Annotated in this window: 15 protein-coding genes and 2 tRNA genes; 5 read left to right on the top strand and 12 right to left on the bottom strand. The window is 47.2% G+C overall.

Going from position 1 to position 17,683, the window contains the following annotated elements; all coding sequences use genetic code 11:
• Positions 1 to 284: 284 nt before the first annotated feature.
• Positions 285 to 1,898, top strand: coding sequence for a murein biosynthesis integral membrane protein MurJ (gene murJ, locus QT979_RS08855; RefSeq protein ID WP_333309296.1), 1,614 nt, complete (start codon positions 285 to 287; stop codon positions 1,896 to 1,898).
• 74 nt (positions 1,899 to 1,972) lie between these two features.
• On the opposite strand, the gene QT979_RS08850 is transcribed toward murJ, so the two are convergent.
• From QT979_RS08850 to moaC, 3 genes are all read right to left on the bottom strand, one after another.
• Positions 1,973 to 2,275, bottom strand: coding sequence for a DUF3181 family protein (locus QT979_RS08850; RefSeq protein ID WP_333057367.1), 303 nt, complete (start codon positions 2,273 to 2,275; stop codon positions 1,973 to 1,975).
• Positions 2,276 to 2,339: 64 nt separating this feature from the next.
• The gene (locus QT979_RS08845; RefSeq protein ID WP_006633890.1) at positions 2,340 to 2,597 is read right to left on the bottom strand and encodes a 2TM domain-containing protein; all 258 of its coding nucleotides are present in this window, start codon (positions 2,595 to 2,597) and stop codon (positions 2,340 to 2,342) included.
• Positions 2,598 to 2,685: 88 nt separating this feature from the next.
• Positions 2,686 to 3,207, bottom strand: coding sequence for a cyclic pyranopterin monophosphate synthase MoaC (gene moaC / locus QT979_RS08840; protein WP_333309294.1), 522 nt, complete (start codon positions 3,205 to 3,207; stop codon positions 2,686 to 2,688).
• Between the two features lie 78 nt (positions 3,208 to 3,285).
• Here moaC and QT979_RS08835 point away from each other — a divergent pair.
• Positions 3,286 to 3,359 (top strand) — tRNA-Arg (locus QT979_RS08835).
• A 95-nt stretch (positions 3,360 to 3,454) separates the two neighbouring features.
• Here QT979_RS08835 and QT979_RS08830 read toward each other — a convergent pair.
• The 3 genes from QT979_RS08830 to QT979_RS08820 all read right to left on the bottom strand — a co-directional run bounded on the left by QT979_RS08830 (position 3,455) and on the right by QT979_RS08820 (position 7,995).
• Positions 3,455 to 4,699 carry an MFS transporter gene (locus QT979_RS08830; RefSeq protein WP_333309292.1) on the bottom strand — a complete coding sequence of 415 codons (1,245 nt, stop codon included), beginning with the start codon at positions 4,697 to 4,699 and terminating at the stop codon, positions 3,455 to 3,457.
• 133 nt (positions 4,700 to 4,832) lie between these two features.
• Positions 4,833 to 6,020 (bottom strand): glycosyltransferase family 4 protein, encoded by a 1,188-nt coding sequence (locus QT979_RS08825; RefSeq protein ID WP_333309289.1) that lies wholly within the window; start codon positions 6,018 to 6,020, stop codon positions 4,833 to 4,835.
• A 250-nt stretch (positions 6,021 to 6,270) separates the two neighbouring features.
• Positions 6,271 to 7,995 (bottom strand): DUF2079 domain-containing protein, encoded by a 1,725-nt coding sequence (locus tag QT979_RS08820; RefSeq protein WP_445304766.1) that lies wholly within the window; start codon positions 7,993 to 7,995, stop codon positions 6,271 to 6,273.
• A gap of 53 nt (positions 7,996 to 8,048) precedes the next feature.
• On the opposite strand from QT979_RS08820, the gene QT979_RS08815 reads away from it, so the two are divergent.
• Complete coding sequence (locus QT979_RS08815; protein ID WP_333057358.1) at positions 8,049 to 9,287, top strand: histidine kinase; 1,239 nt, start codon at positions 8,049 to 8,051, stop codon at positions 9,285 to 9,287.
• 144 nt (positions 9,288 to 9,431) lie between these two features.
• Here the strand turns inward: QT979_RS08815 and mutT are convergent, their stop codons facing one another.
• The 6 genes from mutT to ald all read right to left on the bottom strand — a co-directional run bounded on the left by mutT (position 9,432) and on the right by ald (position 14,453).
• Positions 9,432 to 9,836: an 8-oxo-dGTP diphosphatase MutT gene (mutT, locus tag QT979_RS08810; protein ID WP_333309285.1), complete on the bottom strand. Its 405-nt coding sequence runs from the start codon at positions 9,834 to 9,836 to the stop codon at positions 9,432 to 9,434.
• Between the two features lie 188 nt (positions 9,837 to 10,024).
• Positions 10,025 to 10,366 carry a DUF760 domain-containing protein gene (locus QT979_RS08805; RefSeq protein ID WP_172187001.1) on the bottom strand — a complete coding sequence of 114 codons (342 nt, stop codon included), beginning with the start codon at positions 10,364 to 10,366 and terminating at the stop codon, positions 10,025 to 10,027.
• A gap of 221 nt (positions 10,367 to 10,587) precedes the next feature.
• On the bottom strand, positions 10,588 to 11,547 hold the full coding sequence (locus QT979_RS08800) for an RNA polymerase sigma factor, RpoD/SigA family (protein ID WP_333214865.1): 960 nt from the start codon (positions 11,545 to 11,547) through the stop codon (positions 10,588 to 10,590).
• 600 nt (positions 11,548 to 12,147) lie between these two features.
• A complete protein-coding gene (locus QT979_RS08795; protein WP_333309283.1) occupies positions 12,148 to 12,945 on the bottom strand; it encodes an RNA methyltransferase in 798 nt (265 codons plus the stop codon).
• 73 nt (positions 12,946 to 13,018) lie between these two features.
• Positions 13,019 to 13,100, bottom strand: a tRNA-Leu gene (locus tag QT979_RS08790).
• Positions 13,101 to 13,364: 264 nt separating this feature from the next.
• Entirely contained in the window at positions 13,365 to 14,453 is a 1,089-nt protein-coding gene (gene ald, locus QT979_RS08785) for an alanine dehydrogenase (protein ID WP_333214860.1), read from the bottom strand.
• Between the two features lie 312 nt (positions 14,454 to 14,765).
• Between ald and QT979_RS08780 the strand changes: the two genes are divergently transcribed.
• Positions 14,766 to 16,304: a DEAD/DEAH box helicase family protein gene (locus tag QT979_RS08780; RefSeq protein WP_333309281.1), complete on the top strand. Its 1,539-nt coding sequence runs from the start codon at positions 14,766 to 14,768 to the stop codon at positions 16,302 to 16,304.
• Between the two features lie 93 nt (positions 16,305 to 16,397).
• Entirely contained in the window at positions 16,398 to 17,612 is a 1,215-nt protein-coding gene (locus tag QT979_RS08775; RefSeq protein WP_333230719.1) for a DUF790 family protein, read from the top strand.
• The last annotated feature ends 71 nt before the right edge of the window (positions 17,613 to 17,683 follow it).

The raw sequence follows: 17,683 nt of genomic DNA, 5'->3' as shown, positions 1-17,683 counted from the left end.
ACTATTATGTTATTTATCTGCTTTGATCAACTCATTTGTTTCATCATTTTTAGAGAGTAGATTGTATATTGTAGATTTTAGATTGACGCATCATAGCACGAAACGGCGGTTTGTAGTTAGGACGCATAGTCCCGATCGATTATTGAATTGCCGCAAGTCAGTAATATCGATAAAATTGGTATCAGCGCAATTCCCCCTAGAAGTTTTATGAGTTCATGATATGATTCTCCCGATTCGCGATTAAAATAAGTGAATCCTTTTAGCACTAGCGTTTGTAACCATTTGTGTCCCAATTACAGAAGCCCTCTCGTTCCCTCGCAGGGATTGCCGGCATTGTCGCAGTCGCCACTCTAATTAGCAAAGTCTTTGGATTGGTGCGCCAAATTGCGATCGCCGCAGCCTTTGGAGTCGGTGTCGCCGTCGATGCCTACAACTACGCCTACGTCATCCCTGGTTTCTTATTTATTTTGCTGGGAGGGATTAATGGGCCATTTCACAGCGCCATAGTCAGTGTTTTAGCTCGCCGGGATAAAAAAGAAGCAGCACCCTTAGTCGAGACTATCACCACCTTAGTCGGGGGCATATTGCTGTTGGTAACAGTCGCTTTAATTATTTTTGCAGATCCGGCGATCGATTTGGTGGCACCGGGATTAAATAGGACAGCAGAAGGTTTACAAATCAAAGCAATTGCCGTCCAGCAATTTCGGATTATGGCGCCGATGGCGTTACTTTCAGGCTTAATCGGCATTGGTTTCGGCACTCTCAACGCTGCCGATATGTACTGGTTGCCTTCGATTAGTCCTTTATTTTCTAGCGTTGCACTTGTCAGCGGTTTAGGGATTCTCGCACTGCAACTCGGAAACAAAATTATTCAGCCAGAATACGCACTAATTGGCGGCTTAGTGTTAGCTTGGGGAACTTTAGCGGGCGCAGTTTTGCAGTGGTTAGTGCAACTAGCGGCGCAGTGGCGCGCCGGCTTGGGAACATTGCGCTTGCGGTTTAATTTTAAACGACCGGGAGTGCAAGAAGTAATTAAGGTGATGGTTCCTGCGACCTTATCATCAGGAATGCTACAAATTAATGTTTATACTGACCTATTTTTCGCATCCTACATCCCTCAAGCTGCCTCTGCTTTGGGTTACAGTGGCTTGTTAGTTATGACGCCTTTAGGCATTATTTCTAATGTAATTTTAGTGCCATTTCTACCCATATTTTCTCGCCTCACCGATCCGAGAGATTGGCCGGAATTAAAAGATCGAATTCGTCAATCTTTAATTTTGACGGCCCTGACGATGCTGCCCCTGAGCGCTTTAATGGTAACACTTGCCGGGCCGATCGTCCGCGTGGTTTACGAACGCTATGCTTTTGATCGGTCAGCCTCGGAGTTTGTCACGCCGATATTGATGGCTTACAGTATTGGAATGTTTGTGTACTTAGGACGCGACGTTGTGGTACGGGTATTTTACGCTTTGGGAGACGGAGAAACGCCTTTTCGCATCAGTATTATCAATATCTTTTTAAACGCTCTTTTGGATTATTTGTTGGTAGGAGCCTTTGGCGCGCCCGGATTAGTTTTGGCGACGGTGGGAGTGAATCTTATTTCGATGATTATGCTTTTGTACTTTTTAGATAAAAAGCTGGGTGGTCTGCCTTGGGGGCAGTGGAGTTTACCTTTTCTGGGGTTAACTTCTGGCAGTTGTCTAACTGCTTTCGTTACCTTGGCTACTCTGCAAGGCTGTCAAAGAGTTTTGGGTACTGAAGGTTTGGTAATTCAATTAGTGCAGTTGAGTGTGGCAAGTTTTGTAGGGTTAGGGGTTTTTGCCCTGTTTGTCAGTCAAATGAAGTTGCCGGAAGTTGATATGTTTGTCGATCGCATTCGGGGACGTTTTCGCAAATAAAATTGTCGGGGCGGGTTAAGGGCGAAATACCAGACACAACGCCCACAATCTCCTTACAAAACCCGCCCTTTTCTTTACATCTTCCGCTGAAATTCCTCAAGAACATCCATCAATTGAACTTGACACTGCATCGGAATTAAATCTGCCAGTGGCACTTCCCGCTTGCCGCCGCCCAACTTGACTGGAATTCCTTGCAAAACTTGTCCAACTTTGTCAGCATCTAAATCGCCATCTTCCAGCATCGAATAAAGTTGTTGGGCAACAACGGTATGCAGGTGAGCATCATTGAGATACAAATGCCACTTGGCAATATCAATGTACACATTTTCGCCGATTTCGGCTGCTAAGGATTCGATCGCCTGTGTAGTATTAGCCATATCAAAAAAGCCGAAAGTTATTTGTTATCAATCGAAAGACTTAACAAATCGTCGCCAACTGCCTTCAGCCAGAATCTTTGGTGAGGGGCGAATAATCGGCGATCGCAAAATGGTAAATCGCGTGGGCCAAAACTACTAGAGCCCATCCACCCGTTACCGAAATTGCCCAAGGCCAATCAGCCTTTTGCAAATTGTGAACAAACCACAAACCAGAATTGGTAGCAGAAAAAAGACCGACGTGGATAGCAAAATTCATCCGGTCATCTAAGCGACGGTACTCTGGATCATTGCGATCGGGTTTGCGGGGCCAACGAGGAGGCATAGTTTTTCACTTGATATTAGTAGTTCAGTGCCTATTTTAATCATAAGTGCAGCTTTTTGAATGCTGCATCCCTCTTTCGGCAGGAAACTTATGCCTCTACATTTTCATAGTCTCCAGACTTGCCGCCACTTTTACTCACCAGGCGAATCGACTCAATGGCGATCGACTTTTCCAACCCTTTCGCCATATCATACAAAGTCAGCGCCGCCACCGAAACCGCCGTCAGCGCCTCCATTTCCACCCCAGTTTCCGCCTTAATTTTCACCGTCGCCCGAATTTGATACCCCGGCAACTTAGCATCCGGCATCACCTCCACCTCCACGCTACTCAGCGGCAGAGGGTGACACAGAGGAATCAAATGTGCAGTCTGTTTCGCCGCCATAATTCCAGCCAGCCTTGCAGTGCCCAACACATCACCTTTCGGCGCATTCCCCGCTTCAATCGCCGCAAACGTCTCCGGCAGCATCCGCACCCGGCCAGCAGCCACAGCTTGCCGCACAGTGGGCACCTTCGCTGAAACGTCCACCATTTGGGCTTCCCCGCTGTTGTTGAGGTGAGTTAGCTGTGCCGCATCGGGCAATTTAGAAAAAGTTTGCGAAAGGTCTTGCATTATTTTGGTAATGGTGTTAATGTTAGATTCTGTGAGAAAAGAACTTAATCAACTTTAGATTAAATCTTAACTCAACAGGGGCTTGTAGCTTAGTTGGATAGAGTGCATGGCTACGAACCATGAGGTCGGGGGTTCGAATCCCTCCAAGCCCACTACTAAAAGTTATGAATTTTGAGTTTTGAGTTTTGAATTAAGAAATTAATCCAACTCACCACTTAAAACTCATAACTTTTTTAATTTGGTACGTTTACTGATTCAAAGCATAAATATCTTTGCCTCGACCGATCGCAAACTTCATCGAATTAGACAAGCCCTTGCTAGACTGAGTAATAAAAACCAGCAAAGCCAAGCCAGCAAGGCCAGCAGCAAAACCAAACATATTTCTGTAGCCAACTTGTTCAGCAACAAAGCCTAAAGTCGGGCCAGCAATCGCAATTCCTAAATCAAATCCGCCAATACACAACGAAAATAAGCGACCCCTTTCATGAGGTTCGCACCTGTCCGACATCAGCGTTACCATCATCGGTAAAACAGTACCGCCGGCGCAACCTTCAACCAAAGCTGCTATTAAAAAAGCACTGCTGTTGTTAGCAAAATACAACAATAACATCGATACGGCATAACAGATTAAGCCGCCAGAAATAAACAAGCCGCGACCGTATTTGTCCGAAGCCCGTCCCGTGATTAACCGTATACCGAAACTGGCGATAGCCGCGGTAGAATAAAATAATCCAGGATTCAAATTAGCCTTGGTTTCTTGGATAAACAAAGGCATAAAAGTGCTCAAAGTTCCAAATACTAAACCAACTACCAATAACACTAAAGCCGGAATCCGCACTCTCGGATTCCAGAGCATTTTCCAGTATTTTTGGCTATTTTTGTCCTCAGATAGCGAGTCCGATTTTGTTAAATCTGCAAAATTAGGTTCCGCAATTTTGCAGGTAAAAAATACAGCCATTGCAGCGAAAGCCGCGGACATCGCAAACAAAGGAGTATAACCAACCCAAGCTTGCACAAATCCGCCAATAGCCGGCCCAACTGCTAAACCAATAGGATTCACCAAGCTCATGTTACCGATTAATTCGCCCCGCTTTCCTGGCGGCGATAAATCTGTTACCAAAGCGCTATAAGCTGTAGTAAAAGCGGCGATACTAATGCCGTGAAAAACGCGAATAAGTAACAGTAAGGGGATAGATTGAGCTAACAGGTAGCCCAAAGGGGCGATCGCAGCGACTGACGCACCTAGAAGCAAAACTTGTTTTCGCCCCCTGCTGTCGGCTATTTTACCCAACGGTGGCCTCGATAGCAAAAGTCCGATCGCAAATGCACCCATCACAAAGCCAATTTGCTGTTTTGTGCCTCCCACAAATTGAACGTACAGCGGCAAAGTTGGCAGCAGCGAAGCCAAACTTGACCAGAATAGCAGCCCTGCGGTGAATAAAGTCAGCAAGCTGCGTCTGGGTTGGGGATCGATGTCCCTAAAAATATTCAAGATGCTAATTCCCTTTAAATCTTCTGAGTGCGCTCAAGCTGAGGTCGAGTGTATATATATCATTGTGTTACAATTCCTTAATATTTGCAACAAAAAAACTTGATATTCTACTCACCGTCAACAGTCAGCATTCTTACCAATCAACCTCAGCCCTTTCCCCCACCACCCGTTCATAAACCCACTCGGTTTCTATTGCCAACTTCGGCCAACTAAACCGGCGTTCCAAATCCTGATAAGCATTGTCAACCAACCACTGTGCGTAACCCGGATTTTTCAATACCTCCAAAATTCCCCATGCCAAAGAATCCCGATTGTTTGCCTCAGTAACAACGCCAGTTTTAGTGTGCAACACCACCTCTGGAAGTCCGCCCGCATCCGAAACGACCACAGGCACTCTTGCAGCAAAGCTTTCTAACGCTACAATCCCAAAAGGTTCGTAAAGACTGGGGAAAACCGCGCAGTCAGCCACCGTCTGAAATTTGTCGAGATGTTCCTCAAACATGAACCCAGTAAAATAACACTTATTCCAAATTCCTAAATGCCAAGCTAACTGTTTTAGATGGTCTGTATTGCCGCCGCCAACAATTACTATTTTCGCTTTACCCCCCATTTCCCAAATTACTTTAGGTGCTGCATTTAGAAATACAGAAATACCTTTTTCGTAGCTAATTCTTCCTACATAATAAACTATTTTTTCGTCGTCTGCAGCAAACTGACGACGGAAGTTCATCGCGTCAAATTCGTGCCATCGGGGCTTTTTATCTGGTCTAATTCCGTTGTAAATTACCTCTATTTTGTTCCACGGAGTCGCTAGTACCCGTTCGGCTTCCCGCCGCATATAATCACTGCAAACAATTACCCGCCAAGAATTGTAAGCGAGGTCGTTTTCCTTGGCGTTAATGTAGCGCTGCCCTTCATTGTGGATGCCGTTGAAGCGCCCGTATTCGGTGGCGTGGATGGTGGTAATTAGCGGTACTTTAAAGGTATGCTTGAGGGCGATCGCCGCATCTCCCACTAACCAATCGTGAGCGTGGATGATATCAAAGGGGCCTTCCTCAAGCATCAGTTTCCCGCCTTGGTGGCCCATGCTTTGGTTGAGGTTCGCCACCCAGTGAAAAAAGTCCCTGGCGTGCCCCACCACCACCCGATGCACACGTATTCCTTCCACCACTTCGTACATCGGCGCGTGGCCGAACTCTACTGTAATTAAGTGAATTTCGTGCCCCAGCTTCACCAATTCTGGATATAGTTCCGATACGTGGCGGGCGATACCGCCTACGATTCTGGGAGGAAACTCCCATGCCAATACCAAAATTTTCATCTTTCTCCCTCCAAATAATTTATATAACTTAATGTTTAGGATTAACAGATTTATTGTATAATTATCAGCCTCAAATTTGAGTTGAGCGCAAGTTGATGCCCAATGCCTGACTTTTGGCAGCAACAAAGACAGAAAATCATGCCTAAACCTGGTTTTTGCATGAAATTGCTCGATCGCCATTACCTGAAAAAAACAGGTTTCCTCCAGATTTGAGCCACTGAGGGAAGCAATGGCGATCGTGTCTACCCGCTTACCGTTTCTTCAAAATCGGCTCCAATTCGCCGCGAAAACGGGTCCAAGCAGCAACCGATGCAGAATTAGAAACCGCACCCTGACGCATCAAAATCGCGCCGTCTTCAAAGCCAACAATTCCGTAATCTCCTGATTTGGACATTCGATCGATCGCCGGTACGATCTCCCGCAACTGTCCCCGTTCCGCGCGAAACGCAGCCTGATACTGCTGCAACTGCCACAAATCGGCAATTACATATTGCATCTTCACTGCCTTCCCCGCATCATTGCGGAGTTCAAACATCGGAAACCTGAGAATTTCCCGCCTGCTTGACAAAATCGGCACAATAGTATTCGTCGCTGCCACGCTAGCATCAGCAGGAATTTGAGCCAACAGCGGCCGCACTTGCAAAACGTGCTGCCATTGTCTGACGAGAGGAACCTGCACCCAAGGATCGATCGCATCGGGCAAAATCCAAGAAAAAGTCCGATTTGGGTTAGAAGTGAAGGTAAAAAATAGCGACAAACAGATGCAAAACCCCCAAAAGCGGCGAAAATTTGAAGAAGAAGGCAGAGGAAATAAAGCAGAAGGAAAACGCAAAAACATTCTTTCCTCTTTCACCATTCTATCTTCTTCCTTTTGACGCTGGGCCCACCACAGAATCGCCCCATAAAAAAGCCCTGGAACCACAGTCATCGCATAGCGAATATTAATCGCCAGCACCGACTCTCCTTTCGCTAAAAATAGCTTCAGCAGCGGAAATCCAGCTATCATCCAAGACGCAGGCGCGAAAGCAGGAACCAAAGCTAATGGCAACCACTGGCCAAGCAGGTATCTAATCTTACCAAAAAACGGCGTAAATAACTGAGCCACCAACCGCCAGGGATTGCTCACCATTCCCCAAATAATTTCTAGAGTAGAAGCTTCATCTCCATCGGCATATTGGCCGAAGCGCTCCATCATAAACCGCTGGGATATGTCAGCAGAAAATAAAGGCATAATCAGATTGGTCAGAACGATCATATAACCAAAACTGAGTATGCAGACAGCCAAACCAGTCCGAGGGTAGCGCCGGCTCAAAATCATGTACACTCCGACGCCAAATAAAACAACTCCCCCATCTTCTCGCACGGCCAAAATTAAAGTTGCCAGAATCCCAAACAACGGCCACCAGCGCTTCTCCATCGCCAGCAGCAAGCCAAAGACATACAGCGGCATTTGACAAATATCGTGAAAATTGCCCAAAGTCGGGCCGATGACCGCGTTAGCGCAGTAATAGCTCACAACAATTGTCGCCGACAGCTTTGGTTCCAGATAGTGTCTGGCGAGAGCATAGAGCACTCCTCCAGCCGCGGTAATTAAAGTCACCTGCAACACAGTCAAAGTGACGGGCGAGGGAAACAGCGAGTAAATTGGCAGCCACAGCATTAGCGCCGGGGTGAAATGCTGCCCCAACCGGTAGTAAGATACTTCCGGGAGCTGATTTTGGTGAACCACATTAGTGGACAAAGCCGAAGAGAGGGAACTCTCAAACAAGTGACCCCGAGTGCCGTTCCAAAAAAGTTGATTGAAAATTCCTTGGTCGTAAGTAGCGTAAAAGCTGTAGTAGCGGTGCAGCGTCAGCAACAGGCACAGCACAAAAAAGGCGACCGCCACTTGAACCACCACCCGCAGCGACTCATTTTTCTTCCATCTCAAAAATATCATCTGCCCGCCTGTAATGAAATTATCGGACAATAGCATAAATCTAAAGTAAGTATTAAATTAAAGTAGAAGTGAAATAACTCGGCTCGGCAATGCTCAATTATTTTCACCCGATCGAAAAGCTCAACAGCGTCCATCCAACACTCGGCACCAGCGGCACTGACTGTTCTCCCGAACAGCCGGTAAATCCCGCACCGCTTTTACAGCTTTTGCTGTTCGTAGACAAGCGTCCCTCTTCCAGGGAACAGACCAGACACATCCGCAAGTCCCTAAAGGATTTGAAGGCAGAGTGCGACTTTGAGCTTCAAATCATCGACGTAGGAGAACAGCCCGATTTAGCCGAACACTTTAAACTTGTAGCCACTCCCTCGCTGCTCAAAATTCATCCCGATCCGCGACAAACTCTCGCCGGCAGCAATTTAATCGCCCAACTCGAACACTGGTGGCCCCGCTGGAAGCGTTCTGTAGACGAATACACACCTGGGCAGCAGTCGGCCGCAGCTATTGCGGAAACCCTGACTGACGCAAAACCCATCTATTCCGTTGCTTGCGCGGCCGAACTCGTGCAGCTTTCTGATGAAGTTTTTCGCCTCAAACAGGAAAAAGAACACTTGCAAGAGCAGTTGCAGTTGAAAGACCGGATTATTGCGATGCTAGCCCACGACTTGCGTAATCCCTTGACTGCCGCATCTTTGGCTTTGGAGACTTTGGAGTCAAGTCAGAAGGTGAAAGAGGGGGAAAAGTCGCGTTTGACACCGAGTCTGGCGGCTCATTTGATGAAACAAGCCCGCCGCCAAATCCGAATTGTCGATCGTATGATTACAGATATCCTGCAAGCAGCCCGGGGTACAAACGCTCAACTCCACATTGAACCAAAAAGAATCGAACTGGGGGCGATTTGTCAAGATGTAATCTTGCAGTTTCAAGACAAATTTCAGGCGAAAAGTCTGAACATAGAAACAGACATTCCCGCAGATTTACCCTTGGTTTATGCCGATCCCGATCGCATCAAACAAGTCATAGTCAACCTGCTTGACAACGCCAGCAAGTACACCCCAGACCAAGGAACGGTTAATCTGTCCATTCTCCACCGCACCGCTTACAAAGTTCAAGTCAGCATTTGCAACAGCGGGCCGGGAATTCCTGAAGAAGATTGCGCGAGCATTTTTGAAGACAGCTTTCGGTTGCAGCGAGATAAATCAAAAGACGGTTACGGCATTGGGCTGTCTCTGTGTCAAGGCATCATCCGCGCCCACTACGGTCAAATTTGGGTAGACTCTGTACCCGATAGAGGCAGTTGTTTTCACTTTACTCTGCCCGTCCAAAAATAAAACTTAGCTGTCAGTTGTCAGTTGTCAGTTGTCAGTAGCAACCGAATTTGATATTACAGCAACCGCGCCCGACGGTTAGGACGTTTTTAATTCCTAAAACCCTTGCGGAAGATTGCTTATTGCTTCTTATTTCTGGTATACAGCTCAACTTTTCCGCAGTGCAGCAATAATCTGTTCGTTTGCTTTGGGAAAAGTAAATTGGTCAATTTCATCGAGTGTCACCCAGCGAATTTCCTCGCATTCGATCGTTTGCGGTTCCCCACTGACGTAGCGGCAGTGGTGCACGTAGAGCCTAACTGTAAATTTAGTGTAGTCGTGGTCAATTGTAATCAGGCGATCGCCAACTTCTACGACAATCCCCAACTCCTCCATAATTTCCCGTTTTATGCAAGCTTCGATTGTTTCCCCAGGCTCTATTTTTCCGCCCGGAAACTCCCAGAAACCCCCGTGTAGTCCATGTTGTCGGCGCTTGTCAATCAAAATTTGTTGGCGATCGTTCCAGATTGCAGCAACGCCGATAACTTTGTGGGCAACAGGAGGAAGAGACATATTAATTAGGAATGGGGAATTGGGAATGGGGAATTGGGAATGTAAGAATAATATCAATAATTATTCAATTATTTAATCTAAAATCAACCCTCTAAAATCTAAAATCTAAAATCTAAAATCTAAAATATTAAGCCCCCATCTTGCGAGGGGGGGCTTGACACTTGGATCACTTAAATGTTAAGAATCTACTAATCGTCCGAGCCATGTCTCTCACTGGCTTGTATGGACTTTTCAAAAGTCATTCGCTGTTCGGCATTTTTGAGAAAATAACCGCTAATCATAGCCGAGGCGAGCAATCTACCCAAATGTTCGCGACTGGTAGTCACTGTCACCCCGAAGTGTTCCGAAGGCAAATTCCCCAATAGTCCAACAATATTTCGCTCCATTACTTGAAACACTTCGTGAGAAGTCGGCTTAGACAACTGAGAAACTGTGTCGGGAGCCATTGACTGCACGTATTGCCATAATAAGTTGGCATTTTCTCCGTCTTCTTCAAAGAATTCTGGGGATTTATTAGATGAGTTGCTCACGAGTACCTCCGTTTCAGACACAGCTTGTTATGTTAGACGCGGGCGGTTAAATTAAATAACCCTTATCTGATCGCTGCTGATCTTTATTACTAAGTAATTACTAATGTAGCAGGACAATCATAGCAACCAAGTGGGCACAACCGAATTAAAAGCGGCGGTTTTTACGATTTTAGATTGGGGATTGCGAGTGGGGGGGACCCGATCGCCAATCCCCAATCTACCTAGCTGGCTAGATAATCGTTGATATCTTGCTTGCGCTTGCGGAGTTTGGTCAAAGCTTCCCGTTCTATTTGCCGCACTCGTTCCCGACTGATGTTGAGACGATCGCCTATTTTTGCCAAAGTTAGGGTTTGCCCGTCTTCTAAACCGAACCGCAAGGCGAGCACTTCTCGCTGTTGCTGAGTCAGTTCCGCCATTAGCTGGTCTAAGTCAGTCCGCAGGGAAGATTGCAGGGCAAAATCTTCCGGGGTAGTACCCGTATCTTCCAACAAATCGCCCAACTCTGTATCTTGATTGTCTCCCACGCGCAAGTCCAGGGAAAGTGGCAGGCGCGCGCGATCGAGATATTCGCGAATCTGTTTGGGAGTCAATTCTAACTCGGATGCCAATTCTGCAGCCGTGGCCGCGCGACCAAGCTGTTGAGCAAGTTGGCGCTGAGCTTTTTTAATTTTGTTGAGCTTTTCGGTAATGTGGATCGGTAAGCGGATGGTGCGGCCTTTTTCGGCGATCGCCCGGGTAATTGCCTGACGAATCCACCAATAAGCATAAGTAGAAAATCTGTAGCCCTTAGTCGGGTCAAATTTTTCTACTCCCCGCTGCATCCCGATCGTGCCTTCCTGAATAAGATCCAGTAAATCTACGTTGCGCTTGATATATTTCTTGGCAACAGACACTACCAGGCGGAGATTGGCTTCCACCATTTGGCGCTTTGCCCTTTCCCCGTTTTCGATCGTCCGCTGCAACTGTGCCTCAGACAGCCCAACTGCCTGTGCCCATTCAGCCGCCGTCGGGTCGCGGCCTAACTCTTCGGCTAAAATATTTTTCTCCTGATGCAGTGCGGTTGAGCGCTGTACCTGTTTCCCGTAGAGTATTTCTTGCTCGTGGGTCAACAAGGGAACGCGGCCGATTTCCCGCAAGTAAGCGCGAACAGAATCTGTATCTGAGGACTTAAGAGTTTTCATGAGCTTTTCCCGCTGAGGATCTGTGCCTCTAAAGGTTTGCGGTAGTCGCAAACCCCTAGCTTTAGCTGGGAAGGAAAGCGGGCGGGGACTTGCGCTTTCCTTCCATTTAAAGAGGCTTAATTTTATGGTAGCTAGCTACTACTCCCAGTCAGCACCGTCTCAGGTTAGGTTTTGGTTGGGGCGAGCACAATACTACGTTATGTTAAGAATCTTAACATTTGTGAGAGCACTTGGCTACACTTCTTCATATTTATTTCATGCCAGCCTGAACTGTTGATACGAGAGTACCCGCTTTCCTGGCTTTACAGTGTGCATCAATATAAACAAAAGCCGCCACATCTCAGAGGGGGAGATTGGTAGAGGGGCAGGGCTGTTTCATTATCTTGTAGGGGCAGCCCCCCGTGGCGGCCCTGAATATGAAGTTACAGGTATTGATGAACCCGCCCCAACAGATAATGACTAATGAGTCATGACTAATAACTAATGACCGAAAACATCCAGGAGACAAGCCCCCGGATTCATCCGTCCAGAAATAAAAAACCTGTATCGGATAAACTGGCCCCCGAATTTATCCGTGGGCTCAATGCTTCAATCTAAAATCTAAAATCTAAAATCTAAAATCGACTGACTTCTTTGCCGTTGAGCTTCGTACAAGATGAGGGCTGCAGCGATCGACACATTTAAAGATTCTACGCCACGACTCAGGGGGATTTGGATTTGTCGATCGGCTAAACTCCTCAATTCTTCCGACAAACCAGAGCCTTCGTTGCCCAAAACTATCAGCGTCGGCACTCGCAAATCTACTTCCCAATAACTTAAACTGGCTCCGGCGACAGTTGCTAAAATTTGCATTCCTCGATTTTTATAGGCCGAGACTTCGGCGGTTAAATCTGGACAGACTGCCATTGGCAGCTTAAACCAAGCTCCTGCTGAGGCGCGGAGCACTTTGGGATGGTCTAAATCGGCGCTGTCTGCGCTCAGCAGCAAACCGTCGGCATTAGCAGCCGCAGCCGTGCGGACGATCGCCCCCAAGTTGCCAGGATCTTGGATTGTTTCTAGGGCTATTCCTAAAGTTGACAATTTTGCGGGTTCTGTTGCGGTGCGGGGTGCGGTGGCGACAATGCCGTCGGGTTGGACTGTAGTGGCGATCGACTCTAACACTTTGGCACTTACTAATTCGGTGCGATCGGCTAAATTACCAACTTGCTCCCAAAGTTTCCCGTGATCCTCCAGCCATTCGGGAGTGCAGCAAACCGTTGCTAGCGGGTATTTTGCCGCGCAAGCTTCTTCGAGCAAGTGCGTCCCTTCGAGTAAAAATAATTGTTGTTCCCTGCGTCCCTTCGAGCTGTGGAGCTTGCGGATTTCTTTAACTAGGGGGTTTTGAATACTTGTCAGCATTGTTTAATTCAGCAGAGCGAATGGGGTTATTGCCTGTATCGGGTTAACCCCAAACTTCCTTCTGCCTTTGGAATGCGGAACCCGGGACTTGAACCCGGAAGGCTTGCACCACATGAACCTGAATCATGCGCGTCTACCAATTCCGCCAGTTCCGCATCGGTCACGAGTTACTACATTGCCATATGTTCCCCAGTTTGTCAAGTGTTTTGAGGAATTTATTTTTTTTCGGGGCTGAGAGTAATATTTGGCACAAATTACTGTTCGGGTTGAGAAATGCGTTAGTTTCGAGGATTTACTGTTAGCCAAACATTGCAAAACGGTGTGTAGTTGAGTACGGTGCATCAGATCGTGTCCGGTTATTAATAATCCACAAGCTTTGATCTGACGCACCCTACGGGATTTGCTGAAAAAATGGGAATCTAATCAGCCAAATCTGCGAAAACCTCGCGCACGGCCGGATGCACCAAGCGGTGATTCTGCACGTTCAATCCCTTCGCCAAACTCGGATTCATTTCCAAAGCTTTAATCCCGTGATTTGCCAACTGCAAAACATAAGGCAAAGTGCTGTTATTCAAAGCTTGAGTCGCAGTCCAAGGCACGGCACCGGGCATATTGGGCACGCCGTAATGCACAACTCCTTCCTCAACATAAGTAGGATTTGTGTGTGAAGTTGCCCGCAAAGTTTCCACGCAGCCGCCTTGGTCAACGGCTACGTCAACAATCACAGAACCGGGGTGCATCTTCGCAACAAATTCGCGAGAAACCAGCACCGGAGCTCTTTTACCTAAGACCAAAACCGCACCGATTAACAAATCGGCATCGGGAACAACTGCTTCAATTTGCAAAGGACTGCTATAGAGGTATTCTACTCTGGAACCGAACAGAGTTTCCAAGTAGGCTAGGCGATCGACATTTACGTCTAAAATCTGCACTCTCGCGCCCATTCCTACAGCAATTCGCGCTGCTTCTGTGCCGACAATGCCGCCGCCCAAAATCACAACTTTACCCGGTCTTACGCCCGGTACGCCACCCAAAAGTACGCCCCGGCCACCTTGCTGTCGTTCCAGAAACCGAGCTCCGAACTGCACGGACAAACGCCCTGCAATAATGCTCATCGGTGTCAGCAGTGGCAATTTTCTGTCGGGGAGTTCGACGGTTTCGTAGGCGATGGCCTGGACTCCGCTGCTGATTAAATGCTCGGTTAATGTGCGATCGGCCGCCAAGTGCAAATATGTAAACAGCAACTGCTCTTTTTGAATCAGCGGATACTCAGCAGGCAGCGGTTCTTTAACTTTAACAATTAGTTCGCGCTTCCAGACATCGGAAGCCTTTAAGACAATCTTAGCCCCTGCTTGAACGTAGTCCTCGTCTGCGAAACCGGCCCCAGCACCAGCATTTGTTTCCACAAAAACTGTGTGGCCTTTGTCCGAACAAGCCCGGACACTTGTGGGGCTAAGCCCGACTCGAAACTCTAAATCCTTGATTTCCTTGGGGACGCCTATTTCCATCTATAACCTCTAATCTCAGGCATACGTAGATCGAATCTAACCTAAAAACCATCCCCAGCGGGACAATACCATTGTAGATTTTAGATTTGGCAATCCGGCAATCCGGCTAGGAGAATATTTGTTGAGTTTTTATTCAGTGCGATCGCAATTTCTTCAATTTAGACTTGAATTACATAATTTTTTGATTGATAGATCGACCGCAGATGTAGGGCTGATTAACACAGAGTAACGCAGATAATTTCAAGAAGAGTCAATATATTTGATCTGTCACTTATAATTTAACAGGCATAACTCGTCCCCCTATCTAAACAAATGCCACGCATACCTACCTTAACATTCGATCGCGGAACGCTGCTGCTACACCCGCCGCCCAAAGGCAGAGACTGGGTGGACTTTGCGACATGGGACGATCGCGTGGAAAAATACCGCATTCGAGCGATTCACTACCGCCCGCTGGTAGAATGCCTCCAAGCCGAGTGCATTCACTTCACCGACGAAGCTAGGGCATACGAACTACTCGAACTCGTACCCAGCGTGGAAATGCAGCCTTACCCACATCAAGAACAGGCCCTCGTAGCTTGGCAGGAAGCAGGAAGCCAAGGAGTAGTTGTCCTCCCCACCGCTTCCGGCAAAACTTATCTGGCACAATTAGCCATGCAAGTCACTGGTCGCAGTACATTAATTGTAGTACCAACTCTCGATTTAATGCACCAGTGGTATGCTAATTTAAAGGCAGCTTTTCCAGACATCGAAATCGGATTGTTGGGCGGAGGTTCGCGGGACAAAACGCCAATTTTAGTGGCAACCTACGACAGTGCAAGTATTCATGCAGAAACCTTGGGCAATAAATACGGTTTGCTGGTTTTTGACGAATGCCATCATTTGCCAACGGACTTTTATCGAGTAATTTCCGAATATGCGATCGCACCTTTTAGACTCGGACTGACAGCCACACCCGATCGCACAGATGGCCGCCACAGTGATTTGCATTTCCTGATCGGCCCGACAGTATTTAGCAAAAGACCCGAAGATTTGGCGGGCGATGCTTTAGCTGACCATAAAATAGTTCAAATTATGGTAAAACTGTCAAAAGAAGAAACCGATCGCTACGCCGAATTAATCAACATTCGCAACGACTTCTTAAAACAGTCTAACATCAAAATATCCAGCCTCGAAGGTTGGAAACAGTTTATCATGGCAAGCGCGCGATCGCCCCTGGGACGGCGCGCCATGCTAGCCCACCGCCAAGCCAAAGAAATCGCCCTTTGTACCGAAGGAAAACTGCGAATTTTAGCCAACATACTAGCAGAACACTCTCCCCAGCGCACCCTAATTTTCACCGGAGACAACGCCACAGTTTACCGAATTTCCCAAGAATTTCTCATCCCCACAATTACCCACCAAACCCCTGTCAAAGAACGCCACGAAATCCTCGATCGCTTTCGCAGCGGCGAATACAAAACCCTCGTCGCCTCCCACGTCCTCAACGAAGGAGTGGACGTTCCCGACGCCAGAATTGCTATCATATTGTCAGGTACTGGCAGCGAACGCGAATACATTCAGCGATTGGGTCGAGTTCTCCGCAAAAGCAGCGATGTAAATAAGTTAGCAATTCTCTACGAAGTCGTCACCGAAGACACCAGCGAAGAAAGAACATCCCAACGCCGCCGAGGAGGAATGCAGCCTCACAAACCCCAACCACAAACACAAATAGAACCGCCAAAGCCAGAATATCAGAAACTAGAAATTGTCAAACCGACACCCATTTACGGAGTCAACCGAGAGACAACCAAAAAAGCAGCAGAATCACCCGCAAAATGGGGAGAAGACAATGATGAAATTCCCTGGTAGCAAGCCTAAACTATTCCTGAACACTCTCTTTCTTTCTCTGTCTTCCCTTCGCGTTCTTCGCGTCTTCGCGGTTCGTTAAAAATATATTAACAAATGCTACCCACTGATTTATTAAGTCACCGCCAAAACGGAGAATCAATTATTCCTCTCCGCCTCAAGATAGATGCTAAAAACTTAGAAGCAGCTAAGGAAATGATCGACTGCTTTCAAGAGTCGATCGGCAAAACCCAAGGCGAGCTCGACGGACGCTTGCTAGAATTAGAAGGCGACAGCCCGGATTATCGGCTGAAACGGGGATTAGCGCACCTGCTGAAAGGCGGTTTCTGCACCTTGGAAGTCATCAGTCCCCTAGAACCCTCAGAGTTGAGACAGCGGGTTTTTGCATTGTCCGCGCGATCGACTCCCAGCCCTCAATCCACCCAATTAACTCTGGAAAAAGTAGCAAGTGAACTCAGCCAAGAGTTAAACAGAGAAGTTTTGCCTCACGAAATCACTACAGGTTTATACGCGGATTTAAACGAAAACAAAATCCTGACTGAGTTTAATGCACCAACACCCGAAAACTTGCTTCACAAATACAATCTTTCTCAAGTTCAAGGCATATTTTACCGAGCAAGTCAAGTCCAATTAACCGCCCACCGCAACGATCCAGGAGAATACAAACTCTTATTTCGCTATCTGAAACTATTTCAATTAATGACTTACATCGAAGGCGATGCAGACCACGGTTTTACACTGACAATAGACGGCCCTACAAGCTTATTTAAACCCAGCACCCGCTACGGCTTAGCCCTGGCGAAAATGCTGCCGGCACTGCTGCACGTCACCAAATGGAGTATGCACTCGACACTGCACACAAAAGATCCTTTTAGTGGCGTTTTGAAAACAGGTAAGTTTACCCTCAATTCCGACTGCGGTTTAGTCAGTCACTATCCCCCTGGCAAGCCTTATGATAGTATGTTAGAAGCCGCATTTGCTGAAAGATGGAATTCCACAAAAACCGAGTGGCAACTAGAGCGAGAAGTTGATTTAATTCCGATTCCAGGTAGTGTGATGATTCCCGACTTTCGGTTAGTGCATCCCGACGGGCGAGTGTTTTTATTAGAAATAGTTGGCTATTGGCGGCCGGAGTATTTGCAAAAGAAATTTGCACAAGTACAGAAGTCTGAATGCGATCACTTGATTTTAGCTATTTCCGAACGGCTGAATTTAGAAAAAGCCGGGGTGAATGTAAATGATGTGCCAGCAAAAGTAGTCTGGTTTAAAGATAAATTGTTGCCCAAATCAGTCCTGGAAGTCCTCGAATAGTAGCCAATCCGCGCATCAGTTGGAAACTTCTTTCTTTCTCTCTCTCTGCGCCCTCTGCGCCCTCTGCGGTT

This window comes from Microcoleus sp. w2-18bC1, assembly GCF_036700365.1.
In the GTDB taxonomy this organism is placed as follows: Bacteria; Cyanobacteriota; Cyanobacteriia; order Cyanobacteriales; family Microcoleaceae; genus Microcoleus.
Note: the sequence above shows the minus strand (reverse complement) of the source record. Positions and strands in the feature narration are given on the sequence as shown.